Source organism: Zunongwangia pacifica, assembly GCF_023499215.1.
Classification (GTDB): domain Bacteria; phylum Bacteroidota; class Bacteroidia; order Flavobacteriales; family Flavobacteriaceae; genus Zunongwangia; species Zunongwangia pacifica.
The window spans coordinates 53,316-67,325 of sequence record NZ_JAKHSK010000006.1 but is presented as its reverse complement, the minus strand read 5'-3'; the positions used below and the strand labels follow the sequence as shown (position 1 = coordinate 67,325).

Sequence of the window (14,010 nt, the reverse complement as noted above, 5' to 3'; positions counted from 1 at the left end):
TTAAAATTATATAAATTTTAAGTTCTTTTTTTGAGAATATCTCAACGAACCTTCACTACAACGATGTAGTGTTGACAACTTTTCGTTTTTTAGGGCTTTAAAATGTCAAAACTCTAATTCAAAACGTGTTTTTGTAGTATTTTTGAAGAAAAGAGCACAGGTAATAGTGAAGACTGAATTTTATGAGGCCAAAACTGACTTTAAAACAAATAGCAAAAGAGCTGGACGTATCGATTTCCACAGTTTCAAAATCGCTACGCGATAGCCCAGAAATTGGGGAAGATACGCGGCAAAAAGTACAGGCTTTTGCCAAATTATATAATTATAAACCCAATAATATTGCACTGAGTCTTAAAAACCGAAAGACAAAAACCATTGGGGTTGTTATTCCTGAAATTGTACACCATTTTTTTACAACAGTTATTAGTGGAATAGAGCATATTGCTAATGAAAAAGGCTATAGCGTCATTGTATGTCTTTCAGATAATAGTTTTGATAAAGAGGTGCTGAATATGGAGATGCTGGCTAACGGTAGCATCGATGGTTTCATTTTGTCGGTAGCTAAAGAAACTATGCAAAAAGGCGATTATCACCATTTAACCGAAGTGGTTAATCAGGGAATGCCACTCGTGCTTTTTGATCGCTCTGTAGAAGAAGTTCCATCAGATAAAGTGATCATTGATGATGTAAAAGGCGCTAAAAAAGCAGTACAGTGCTTAATCGATAAAGGGGCAAAAAATATAGGGATTATCTCTACCGTAGATTATATAAGCGTAGGGAAGTTAAGAACCTTAGGGTATACTGAAGCTCTTCAGGAAAATGGCTTTAGCGTGAATCCAAAAAATATTCTCAAAATCGAGAATATGGATCGGGTAGAGCAGGAAATTTCAGCATTTGTAAAACAAGTAGATTTTGATGCGCTTTTTACGGTTAATGAGCATTTTGCCGCAGCAGCCGTGCGTGCCGTTCAGGAAAAAGGACAAAAAGTGCCGCAAGATGTGCAGGTCATAGGCTTTACCGATGGCGAATTATCCAAGCGTTTTATTCCTAGTCTAACAACGATTAGCCAGCATGGTAGCCGTATGGGCGAGGAAGCCGCAAGATTATTGATAGAGAAATTAGAAAATTCTCCAGAAGAGGAAGAAAGCTATAAAACCATCATCGTAGATACTGGTTTAATAGAGAGAGAATCAACAAAATAATTATTTAATGCCGTAATTTTTAAATTATTAGCTATATTTATCGCCAAATTAGTTAATTTATCAGAACTTATATTTTTACTTCCTATCTAAAATAAGTTTTGATAAGTCTTAGTGCTTATCGTAACCTTTTAATATTACGATATGCAGAAACGCAGATTAAGTTTCTGGGAAATCTGGACGATGACGTTCGGATTTCTTGGAATTCAAATGGGATTCGCATTACAAAATGCAAATGCCAGCCGTATCCTTCAGGTTTTTGGTGCAGAGGTCGAGCATCTCTCGTGGTTTTGGATCGTCGCTCCTGTTACAGGTTTGATCGTTCAACCTATCATTGGGTATTATAGCGATCGTACCTGGACAAAGTTGGGTAGACGTCGGCCATTTTTTCTAACCGGTGGAATTTTAGCCGCTATCGGTTTAATTTTAATGCCGAATGCCGATTTATTTACGGCCATAATGCCGTCTTTATGGGTTGGCGCCGGGATGCTAATGATCATGGATGCCTCCTTTAACGTGGCGATGGAACCTTTTAGAGCATTAGTGGCCGATAATCTTCCCAGTGATCAGCGAACCTTAGGGTTTAGTATTCAAACCGTTTTAATTGGGATTGGTGCTGTGGTAGGCTCGTGGTTGCCCTATGTTTTGACTAACTGGTTTGGTTTGACCAATAGAGCTGCGGAAGGAGAGGTTCCTTTAAATCTTCTTTTATCTTTTATTCTTGGTGCTGTAGTTTTAATAGTAAGTATTTTGATTACTGTATTTACTACCAAAGAGTATAGTCCTGAAGAATTAGAGCGATTTCATGCTCAGGAAGATAAACCCGGCGATGTAATTCCCGACGAAGAGAAATCTAAAATAACCGATATTTTTACCGATTTTGTAAAAATGCCCCAAACAATGCGTCAGCTTAGCTGGGTACAGTTTTTCTCTTGGTTTGGATTATTTGGCATGTGGGTATTTGCGACTCCGGCTATTGCACATCATATTTACGGATTGCCACTTTCAGATTCCAGCAGTGCTGCCTATCAGAATGCCGGGGATTGGGTAGGTATTTTATTTGGGGTTTATAACGCCGTTTCTGCCGTTTTCGCATTTTTCTTACCGGTAATCGCCAAAAAAGTAGGCCGAAAAAAAACACACATTATCGCTTTGATTATTGGGGGTGCCGGTTTGCTTTCCATTTACATTATGCCCAATGAAAACTGGGTGATTTTAAGTATGGTTGGTATTGGTATTGCCTGGGCCAGCATCCTTGCCATGCCTTACGCTATTTTAGCTGGAGCAATTCCGCCCCGAAAAATGGGAGTGTACATGGGGATTTTTAACTTCTTTATTGTCATTCCGCAGATTGTGAATGCACTTATTGGTGGCCCAATGGTAAAATATTTTTACGGTGGCGATCCTATTTATGCACTAATGATGAGCGGTGTAGCTTTTATCATTGCAGCCGTGCTTACCCTAAGAATACACGACGTAGATGAAGAGGTTGCCCCAACTAAGACTAACTAAGAATTTAAGAAACATACTACTAAAATGAGTCAAAAAGCTATCATATTCGATCTTGATGGTGTAATCGTCGATACTGCAAAATTTCATTTTCTGGCCTGGAAAAAACTGGCCAATGATTTAGGTTTCGATTTCACCGTAGCGCAGAATGAAGAATTAAAAGGAGTAAGCAGGGTCGATTCACTCAACAAAATCCTAAACTGGGGAAATAAACAACTTACTGAGGAAGCTTTTAATCGCCAGATGCAACTTAAAAATGAGAATTACCTGTCTTATGTAGATAGGATGGATAAGGGCGAGGTGCTTCCGGGCGTTCAAAAAGTGCTGGATTATTTAAATGAAAATAATATCCCCTACGCACTGGGATCGGCCAGTAAAAATGCACGCCATATTTTAGAGAAAATCGACCTGAAGGATGGATTTACCGCCATTGTAGATGGTACAGATGTAAGCAAGGCCAAACCAGACCCCGAAGTTTTTCTTATTGCTGCTGAAAAACTGAATGTCGCTCCAGAAGATTGTATCGTATTTGAAGATTCTGTGGCCGGAATTTGGGCAGCGAACAAAGGTGAAATGACAAGTATAGGTATTGGTGAAGAAAAAACACTTTATGAAGCTGATTATATATTCAGCGATTTTACAGAGATCTCGATCGAATTTTTAAAAAATCTACTCCAAAAATAAATAACATCAACAATGAATCAGGATTATATTAAACCAGATGCATGGTCTATTATAGAAGAAGGTTTCGATGCCACGCGCGTAGAATCTTCTGAAAGTTTATTCAGTATTGGTAACGGTGCCATGGGGCAACGTGCCAATTTTGAAGAAAAATACACTGGCGATACCTTTCAGGGAAGTTATATCGCTGGTGTTTTTTACCCCGATAAAACAAAAGTAGGTTGGTGGAAAAACGGTTATCCCGAATATTTCGCTAAAGTTTTAAATGCGCCTAATTGGATAGGGATTAATGTTGCTATAAACGAAGAAACCTTAGATCTAAATACCTGTAAAGAGGTAAAGGACTTTGTGCGTGAACTAAATATGAAAGAAGGTTATCATCAAAGAAGCTTTGTTGCGGTGATGCCAAACGATCTTGAAGTAAAAGTTACCGCAACTCGTTTCCTTTCTATTGTAGATGATGAATTAGGCGCTATAAATTATGAAGTTGAGGTGCTGAATGCCGATGCGGTTGTGAAATTCATGCCCTATCTGGATGGCGGGATCACTAACCGAGATGCCAACTGGGAAGAGCGTTTTTGGCAGACTTTAGAAGTTAGGGCTGAAAACGATCAGGCTTTTGTAGTCTCTAAAACCCTAAAAACCGAATATCACGTTGGAACTTATATGCAATCTGAAGTCACTTTAAATGGTGAAAAACTTCAGGTTGAAGGTGAAGTAGAAAAAGCAGAAGATCAGGTAAGTATTGCGTATGCAGTAAAAGTGGGTAAAGGAGAGAAAATTGCGCTTCAAAAATATGCCGGGTATGTCACAGATATGAATCATAATCAAGATTCGTTAATTGCAGCCGCAAAAAATGTACTGCAAAAAGCTACAACTTCTGGTTTTGCACAATTACTTCAGGAGCAAAAAGAAGCCTGGGCGAAAATCTGGGAAATGGCAGATATCACAATCGATGGTGATGTCAAAGCACAACAGGGAATTCGTTTCAATATTTTTCAGCTAAATCAAACCTATTTAGGAAAAGACGAGCGCTTAAATATTGGTCCAAAAGGATTTACAGGCGAGAAATACGGTGGTAGTACGTATTGGGATACCGAGGCGTATTGTATTCCGTTTTATATGGCGACCAAAGATCAACAGGTAGCCAGAAACTTATTGACCTATCGTTACAATCATTTGGAAAAAGCGAAAGAAAATGCACAAAAATTAGGCTTTACTAATGGTGCGGCGCTTTACCCAATGGTTACTATGAACGGAGAAGAAAGTCATAACGAATGGGAAATTACTTTTGAAGAAATTCACCGTAACGGTGCGATGGTTTTTGCAATTTACAACTATGTTCGTTTTACTGGCGATTATAGTTATGTGCCTGAAATGGGACTGGAAGTAATGATCGCCATTGCAAGGTTTTGGCAACAGCGGGCTAACTTCAGTAAAAACTGGAATAAATATGTGATCCTTGGAGTTACCGGGCCAAACGAGTATGAAAATAACGTCAACAACAACTGGTACACTAATTATTTAGCCAAATGGTGTATCGAATATTGTATCGAAAATATCGAGAAAATTAAGGTAGAATATGCTGAAGATTATTCTCGAATTATGACCAAAACCAGTTTAGAAGCTGAAGAAATCACCAAGTGGAAAGAAGTAGCTGAAAATATGTATTTCCCATATTCTGAAAAATTTGGGGTGTATCTTCAGCAGGATGGTTTCTTAGATAAAGCGATCGAACCGGTAAGTACGCTTAGCAAAAAGCAGCGCCCAATTAATCAAAATTGGAGTTGGGACCGAATCTTAAGAAGCTGCTACATCAAACAGGCCGATGTGCTTCAGGGATTCTATCTTTTTGAAGATCATTTTTCAGAAGAGAACTTAGAAAAGCATTTTGATTTTTACGAACCCATTACCGTTCATGAATCTTCATTGTCGCCTTGTGTACATAGCATTCAGGCAGCAAAATTAGGCAGAATGGAGCAGGCGTATACCTTTTATTTAAGAACTTCGCGATTAGATTTAGATGATTACAATCAAGAAGTTAAAGAAGGTTGCCACATTACCAGTATGGCGGGAACCTGGATGAGTATCGTAGAAGGTTTTGGTGGGATGCGAGTGGTCGATGGTAAGTTATCGTTTACGCCGCAATTACCAGAGCAATGGAATGGTTTCAGTTTTAAAGTTAATTTCAGAAATCAGATTCTAAAGATCAATATTGGTAAAAATGAGACTACATTTTCTGTAGATGGTAACGACCCAATGACCGTTTTATTAAACGGAGAAGCCATTGAGGTGCAAAACACTTTAAAAAGCTAAATCAACCAGGAGAATGGCAAACCATAAATTTTTATATATGAAAAAGATTATTGCAGTAATTACAATTTGTTTTTCGGTTTTAGGATTGCAGGCTCAGGAGTTAAAATCTCCCGATGGTAATCTAAAGATGAAATTCAGTTTAAAAGAGAATGGGACTCCCGCGTATCAATTATTTTACAAAGGAGAAGAAGTGATAAAAACCAGTACGCTTGGTTTAGCGCTTAAAGATGATTCAACATCTTTAATGGATGGTTTTGAAATTTCAGCCACAAAAACATCGAATTTCGACGAAACCTGGAAACCGGTTTGGGGCGAACAAGCTGAAATTAGAAATCATTACAATGAGTTGGCGATTGCCTTAGATCAGCCGTCAACAGATCGAAAAATGATCATTCGTTTTCGCATGTTTGATGACGGTTTAGGGTTTCGATATGAATTTCCGAAGCAAAAAAACTTAGTGTACTTCGTGATCAAAGAGGAACACACTCAGTTTGCAATGACCGGAGATCATACGGCGTATTGGATTCCGGGAGATTATGATACTCAGGAATACGATTACACTACATCGAAATTAACCGAAATACGTGATCATTTTGATGATGCCGTTACTTCTAACGCTTCTCAAAATCAGTTTTCTAAAACTGGCGTACAAACGGCATTGATGATGAAAACGGCTGATGGAATATATATTAATCTACATGAAGCCGCACTAAAAGACTATTCATTAATGAGTTTAAATCTAGATGATAAAAAGTTGATTTTTGAATCGTGGCTAACTCCAGATGCAATAGGCAATAAAGGCTATATTCAGGCGCCTGCAGTTTCGCCGTGGCGAACCATTATGGTAAGTGACGATGCCAGGGATATCCTGGCTTCTAATATCACCCTAAACCTTAACGAACCGAATGAAATTGAGGATACGTCTTGGATAAAGCCTATAAAATATGTTGGGGTTTGGTGGGAAATGATCACCGGAAAAAGCACATGGGCCTATACTGATGAATTTCCATCGGTAAAATTAGGAGAAACCGATTTTGAAAATGCAAAGCCAAACGGTAAGCATGGTGCCAATACTCAGCACGTAAAAGAATATATCGATTTTGCGGCTGAAAATGGCTTTGATGCCGTTTTAGTAGAAGGATGGAATGAAGGTTGGGAAGATTGGTTTGGCAAATCTAAAGATTATGTTTTTGACTTTGTGACGCCTTATCCTGATTTTGACGTAGCAGAAATTCAGCAATATGCGAAATCTAAAGGGGTAGAAATGATGATGCATCATGAAACTTCAAGTTCCGTAAGAAACTACGAGCGACATTTAGATACTGCTTATCAGTTTATGAAAAAATATGGTTATAATTCGGTTAAAAGCGGTTATGTAGGCGATATTATTCCCCGTGGAGAATTTCATTACGGCCAATGGATGGTTAATCACTATCTGTATGCCGTTAAAAAAGCTGCCGATTATCATATTATGGTGAATGCACATGAGGCGGTTAGACCAACCGGTTTACGTAGAACCTGGCCAAATTTAATAGGAAATGAATCGGCCAGGGGAACCGAATATCAGGCTTTTGGAGGTTCTAACCCTAACCATGTTACTATTTTACCGTTTACACGTTTAATTGGTGGGCCGATGGATTATACGCCCGGAATTTTTGAAATGGATGTTAGCAAATTAAATCCAGATAACAATTCTCATGTAAATGCAACTTTGGCCAATCAGCTTGCACTTTATGTGACCATGTATAGCCCATTGCAAATGGCAGCCGATCTTCCTGAAAACTATATGCGTTTCCCCGATGCATTTCAGTTTATAAAAGATGTAGCGGTAGATTGGGATAAAAGTTTGTATTTAGAAGCAGAGCCAGGAGAATATATCACTATTGCCCGTAAAGCAAAAGGAACTGAAAACTGGTTTGTAGGAAATGTAAACGGAACGACGCCTAGAACCTCTAAAATTAAGCTTGATTTCTTGAACGAAGGCAAAAATTATGAGGCTACAATTTATGCAGATGCTAAAGGTGCCGATTACAAAACCAATCCACAGGCCTACAAGATCACTAAGAAAACCGTAACCAGTAAATCGACTTTAAAAGTGACTTCTGCTCCTGGCGGTGGTTATGCGATAAGTATTTTTGAAAAGAAGTAACTAGAAGTTAGATCAGTTAATTTGAAAATGTGTTAATGCGAAAATTTGAAAATTAATATTGAATCTCAAATCTTAAACTTTGAATTACATTCGAAATACGCTGTCATTTCGACCGAAACGAAGTGGAGCGGAGAAATCTTTTTACGAAAGAATTTTACTTAGAGTGTTAATATTGAATAGGATTCAAAAAATAGAAATGAGATCGATTAATTTAAAAAAGTGAAGATGTGTCAATTTGAAAAATTAATATTGAAACCGGAATTCGATTAATGTATGCGTTTTGGAGCATTGAGTGAATTTTCGAAGAAAGTTAGTATCGAAATGCAACCAAAATGGAAGCTTCGATAAAAAATCTTTTGCAAAGATTTCACTCAGCCTCCGGTATGCTGTTAAATCGAATTCTGGTTAGAATCTTTTAAACTTTGAATTACGAATAAAATCCTTTGTCATTTCGACCAAAACAAAGTGGAGTGGAGAAATCTTTTCACGAAAAAATTTTACTTCGAGTGTTTATATTGAAGAGAATTCGAAGAAAATAGAAATGAGATCGATTAATTTGAAATATGCTAATGTGTGAATTTGAAAATTAATATTGAATCTCAAATTTTAAACTTTGAATTACATCCAAAATACACTGTCATTTCGACCGAAACAAAGTGGTGTGGAGAGATCTTATATAATTAAAACTGTGAGCTGATCGCTAAAAGCGGTCAGCTTAAAATAACAAAAATGAAAACTAAATTATACCATCTTGTGTTTCTTCTGATATTATTTTCAGGAGTGGCGCAAGCGCAAATCGATAAAATGGAGCCGCCTTTTTGGTGGAGCGATATGAACCTGCCGGAACTTCAGATTATGTTCTACGGAGAGAATATCGGGACGTACGAGGTTTCTTCAAAAGATGATCTGATTATCAATAATATCAGAAAAACAGAAAACCCAAATTATGTGTTTGTAACCATCAATTCTGGAGATCTTGCTGCTGGGAATTATGAATTCACTTTTAGTAAAAAAGGCAAAAGAGACCTTAAAAAAACTTTTGAATTAAAGCAAAGAACTGAAGGTTCAGCGTTACGTGAAGGTTTTGATGCCAGTGATGCCATTTATCTAATTATGCCAGATCGTTTTGCTAACGGAAATCCAGATAATGATTCTTCAGTAGAAATGCAGGAAAAAGCAGATCGTGCTAAACAAGGCGGTCGTCACGGTGGGGATATACAGGGAGTGATCGATCATTTAGATTACTTGGAAGATTTGGGGGTTACGGCACTTTGGAGCACACCTTTACTGGCCGATGATGATGCGGGATATTCGTATCATACCTACGCGCAAAGTGATGTGTACAAGATCGATCCACGTTATGGAACAAACGAAGATTACAAGCGCCTAGCCGATGAGCTTCATAAAAAAGACATGAAATTAATTATGGATTACGTAACCAATCACTGGGGTAGTGAGCATTGGATGATCAAAGATCTGCCAACTTACGATTGGGTGCACCAGTTCCCGGGTTACGAGAATTCTAATTATAGAATGACCACGCAGTACGATCCTCATAAATCTGAACGTGATTTTAAATATTGTGTAGATGGCTGGTTTACCGGTACGATGCCAGATTTGAATCAGAGTAATCCGTTGGTTTTAAATTATTTGATTCAGAATGCGATTTGGTGGATCGAATATTCGGGATTGGACGGATTTCGTGTAGATACCTATTCTTATAATGATAAAGAAGGCATCGCGAAATGGACCAAAGCGATCATGGACGAATATCCGTATTTTAATATCGTTGGGGAAGTTTGGATGCACGACCAGGCGCAAATAAGCTACTGGCAAAAGGATAGCCCGATTGGTGCGATTCAGGATTACAATTCTTATTTGCCATCGGTAATGGATTTTACTTTGCATGATGCGATGACAGCGATGTTCCATGAGCAGGACGCCAGCTGGGATCGCGGCATGATTAAAGCTTACGAGAATTTTGTAAATGACTTTTTATACGCCAACACCGATAATTTACTGGTATTTATGGGAAATCACGATACTGGTAGATTCAATGAGATTTATGATGGCGATTTCCAGAAATATAAAATGGCGATGACGATGATCGCTACAGTACGTGGCACGCCGCAAATCTATTATGGTGATGAGATTGGCATGCGAGGAGATAAAGGAAAAGGCGATGGTGCGATTCGTCAGGATTTTCCCGGTGGTTGGGAAGGCGATGAACAATCGGCTTTTACTGCGGAAGGAAGAACGGAAACGCAGTCACAATATTTCGATCTCACCTCAAGATTATTGAATTTCAGGAAAGAAAATGAAGTATTGCAGTTTGGTAAAATGCTTCAGTTTTTACCTGAAAATAATGTGTATGTCTATTTTAGATATAATGATGAAAACCGCGTAATGGTGATTATCAATAACAATGCTGAAGACCAGAAATTAGATTTAAAAAGATATGCTGAAGGAATTCAGGATTCGACATCCGGGAAGGAAATTATTTCAGGAGAAACTATTCGGTTAGACGAAACTTTAAGTATTAAGGCACAGGATGCCATGGTAATTCAACTTCAATAAAAATGAAAAGATTTATAATAGCGGCACTTGCAGTTTCGATGCTTGCTGCCTGTAAAAATGAAACTTCTGAAAAAAAGGTTAATAATAAAAATGAAAAAGCTGAAAAATTAGCCCCTATAAACGATAGTATTTTAGGACAATCGGTTATTTATGAAGCTAATATTAGGCAATATTCGCCTGAAGGTACTTTTAATGAGTTTACGAAAGATATTCCGCAGCTAAAAGAGTTGGGCGTAAAGGTGATCTGGTTAATGCCGGTATATCCAATATCTGCTGTAAAACGAAAAGCTGCTGATGGCAGGTTTGCAGAAGAAATTGAAGATCCTAAGGAACGCGAAAAGATTTTAGGAAGTTATTATGCTATTTCAGATTATACCGGAATCAATCCTGAGTTTGGGACGCTAGAGGATTTTCAGAAATTAGTAAAAACAGCTCATGATAACGGCATTTATGTGATCTTGGATTGGGTAGCAAATCATACCGGCTGGGATCATGTTTGGATCAAAGAGCATCCCGAATTTTATACTAAAAATGAAGCCGGAGAGATTATAGATCCTATAAATCCGGAAACCGGTGAGAGCTGGGGGTGGACAGATGTTGCCGATCTTAATTATGATAATAAAGCGTTGTGGACTGAAATGCGCAAGGATATGCGCTATTGGGTGGAAGAGCAAAATATTGACGGATTTAGATGTGATGTAGCCGGTGAAGTACCCACCGAATTTTGGGAATCTGCCGTTGAAGAGATAAAACAGGTGAAACCCATTTTTATGTTGGCAGAATCTGAAGATAAAGATCTTTTTGAAGCTGCTTTTGATATGGGGTATAACTGGGAAGGTCATCATATTTTAAATGCGATCGCACAGGGAAAGCAAAATGCGAAGGATCTAAGCGATTATATAAAGAAAATAGATACAACGTACCAGCAGGATGATTATCTAATGAATTTTGTTACCAATCACGATGAAAACAGCTGGAGTGGCTCGGTAAACGAAAGAATGGGGGATGCCGCAGAAGTGATGACGGCTTTAATTTTTACTTTACCGGGAATGCCTTTAATTTATAGCGGGCAGGAATACGATATGCAAAAGCGCCTCCGGTTTTTTGAGAAGGATACCATTCCACATCAGCAAAATAAATTCTGGCCAATTTTATCCAAACTTGGGACATTAAAAAATGAAAGTCCGGCGTTAGACGGTTCAAAAACACCCGCTGAATTTATCGAAATTCAGAATTCTGATGAACACTCTATTTTTTCATTCGTTCGAAAAAAAGGTGAAGATCAAATAATTTTTATTGGAAATTTAACGAATAGTGTTAAATCATTTTCCATAGCTATAGATGGTCAGTTTATTGATTATATGAACAACGAAAAAGTTTTCGAAATTAAGAAAAATCAACAATTTAAATTTTCTCCTTGGGAATATAAAATTTTAATAATTCGGCAATAAAATTCACAAAATCATAAAAACAGCCCGCGTTTAGGGCTGTTTTTATTAGTTATTAACCGAAATCGATTTAGTTTCCACTCAAATTAGGTTATATTTAAGATTTAAAATAGCTTTGAGGTGATGGCAAATACAATAAAAAAAATAGGTGTCTTAACGTCGGGAGGAGATGCTCCCGGAATGAACGCTGCAATTCGCGCGGTGGTTAGGGCTTGTTCTTTTTATAATGTTGATTGTGTAGGGATCTACAGAGGTTACCAAGGCTTAATGGAAGGAGACTTTGAAGAACTAAATGCCAGATCTGTACGTAACATTATTAATAAAGGAGGTACTTTTCTAAAATCTGCTCGTTCTATGGAGTTTAAAACCGTAGAAGGCCGAAAGAAAGCATACGAGCAATTAACAAAAAATAACATTGACGCTTTGGTAGTTATCGGCGGAGATGGTACTTTTACGGGTGGCGTGTATTTTAGTCAGGAATTTGATCTTCCAATAGTTGGAATTCCTGCTACGATAGACAATGATATTAGTGGTACAGATTTTACCCTAGGGTATGATACTGCACTAAATACTGTTGTAGATGCCATTGATAAAATTAGAGATACTGCCAGTTCTCATAACCGATTGTTCTTTATAGAAGTTATGGGAAGGGATGCGGGAGACATTGCTCTTAATAGCGGAATAGGAGCAGGAGCCGAAGAGATTTTGATTCCAGAGGAAGATGAAGGGGTAGAACGTATGTTGGAATCATTAAGAAAGAGTAAAATGTCCGGCAAACTTTCCAGCATCATAGTAGTAGCCGAAGGAGAAAAAAGCGGGAAGAATATATTTCAGCTTGCAGAATATGTAGAAGAGCATTTAGAAGGATACGATATTAGAGTATCTGTTTTGGGACATATCCAAAGAGGAGGGCGACCAAGTTGTTTTGATCGTGTTCTGGCAAGTAAATTAGGAGTAGGAGCTGTAGAAGCACTACTGGACGGGGATTCTAAAGTAATGATTGGCTTAAGTCATCAACACGTGATTCGCGTACCGCTTACCGAAGCCATTAACGGTGAGGCAAAATATGATAAAGAATTAAGAAGGGTGGCAGACATCACTTCAGTTTAAATTTAAAAATAGAAAAATGAGTACAAAAATTGGAATTAACGGTTTTGGTCGAATTGGGCGTATAGCCTTTAGAATAGCTGCACAAAGCGAAAAAGTAGAGGTAGTTGCCATTAATGATTTACTTGATGTAGATCACTTAGCATACCTTCTAAAATATGATTCTGTTCACGGTAAATTTAAAGGTTCTGTTGAAGTAAAAGACGGAAATCTTGTTGTGGATGGTAAAACAATTAGAGTAACCGCAGAAAGAAATCCTGCAGATTTAAAATGGAATGATGCTGGAGTAGAAGTTGTACTAGATTGTACAGGTATTTTTACAGACTTAGATAACGCAAAAGCTCACCTTGAAGCTGGAGCTAGAAAAGTTGTAATTTCTGCACCTTCTAAAACAGCTCCTATGTTTGTAATGGGAGTAAACCACCACGAAGTAACTGCAGATCAGGATATCGTTTCTAACGCTTCTTGTACTACAAACTGTCTTGCACCACTTGCAAAAGTGATCGATGATGAGTTTGGTCTTGTGGAAGGTTTAATGACAACCGTTCACGCGTCTACATCTACTCAGTTTACTGTAGATTCTCCATCTAGAAAGAACTATAGATTAGGAAGAAGCGCAATGGCTAACATTATCCCAAGTTCTACAGGGGCTGCAGTAGCGGTAACTAAAGTAATCCCTTCTCTTAAAGGAAAACTTACCGGTATGGCATTTAGAGTTCCTACTACAGACGTTTCTGTTGTAGACTTAACTGTAAAAACTGAGAAAGCTGCTTCTTACGAAGATATTAAAGCCGCAATGAAAAAAGCTGCTGATGGAGATTACAAAGGAGTAATTTCTTATACAGACGACGCTGTAGTAAGCCAGGATTACGTATCTGATGCTCATACTTGTAATTTTGATGCTGAAGCTGGTATCGCACTTAACGATAACTTCTTCAAATTAATCGCTTGGTATGATAACGAATATGGTTATTCGTCTAAACTTGTAGATTTAGCTGCACACGTAGCTTCTTTATAATTAATT

The 14,010-nt window shown here is 37.9% G+C and carries 9 protein-coding genes; all 9 read left to right on the top strand.

Annotated elements, in window-relative coordinates:
- Positions 1–182: 182 nt before the first annotated feature.
- The 9 genes from L1967_RS05760 to gap all read left to right on the top strand — a co-directional run bounded on the left by L1967_RS05760 (position 183) and on the right by gap (position 14,004).
- A complete protein-coding gene (locus tag L1967_RS05760; RefSeq protein ID WP_249600776.1) occupies positions 183–1,202 on the top strand; it encodes a LacI family DNA-binding transcriptional regulator in 1,020 nt (339 codons plus the stop codon).
- A 141-nt stretch (positions 1,203–1,343) separates the two neighbouring features.
- The gene (locus L1967_RS05755; RefSeq protein WP_249600775.1) at positions 1,344–2,711 is read left to right on the top strand and encodes an MFS transporter; all 1,368 of its coding nucleotides are present in this window, start codon (positions 1,344–1,346) and stop codon (positions 2,709–2,711) included.
- Positions 2,712–2,735: 24 nt separating this feature from the next.
- Positions 2,736–3,392, top strand: a complete 657-nt coding sequence (gene pgmB / locus L1967_RS05750; RefSeq protein WP_249600774.1) for a beta-phosphoglucomutase — start codon at positions 2,736–2,738, stop codon at positions 3,390–3,392.
- 12 nt (positions 3,393–3,404) lie between these two features.
- A complete protein-coding gene (locus L1967_RS05745) occupies positions 3,405–5,705 on the top strand; it encodes a glycoside hydrolase family 65 protein (protein WP_249600773.1) in 2,301 nt (766 codons plus the stop codon).
- 37 nt (positions 5,706–5,742) lie between these two features.
- Entirely contained in the window at positions 5,743–7,854 is a 2,112-nt protein-coding gene (locus tag L1967_RS05740; RefSeq protein WP_249600772.1) for a glycoside hydrolase family 97 protein, read from the top strand.
- 729 nt (positions 7,855–8,583) lie between these two features.
- Positions 8,584–10,431, top strand: a complete 1,848-nt coding sequence (locus tag L1967_RS05735) for a glycoside hydrolase family 13 protein (RefSeq protein WP_249600771.1) — start codon at positions 8,584–8,586, stop codon at positions 10,429–10,431.
- Positions 10,432–10,433: 2 nt separating this feature from the next.
- Positions 10,434–11,882 carry an alpha-amylase family glycosyl hydrolase gene (locus L1967_RS05730; RefSeq protein WP_249600770.1) on the top strand — a complete coding sequence of 483 codons (1,449 nt, stop codon included), beginning with the start codon at positions 10,434–10,436 and terminating at the stop codon, positions 11,880–11,882.
- Between the two features lie 120 nt (positions 11,883–12,002).
- Positions 12,003–12,989, top strand: coding sequence for a 6-phosphofructokinase (gene pfkA, locus L1967_RS05725; RefSeq protein WP_249600769.1), 987 nt, complete (start codon positions 12,003–12,005; stop codon positions 12,987–12,989).
- 16 nt (positions 12,990–13,005) lie between these two features.
- On the top strand, positions 13,006–14,004 hold the full coding sequence (gene gap / locus L1967_RS05720; protein ID WP_249600768.1) for a type I glyceraldehyde-3-phosphate dehydrogenase: 999 nt from the start codon (positions 13,006–13,008) through the stop codon (positions 14,002–14,004).
- Positions 14,005–14,010: the final 6 nt, after the last annotated feature.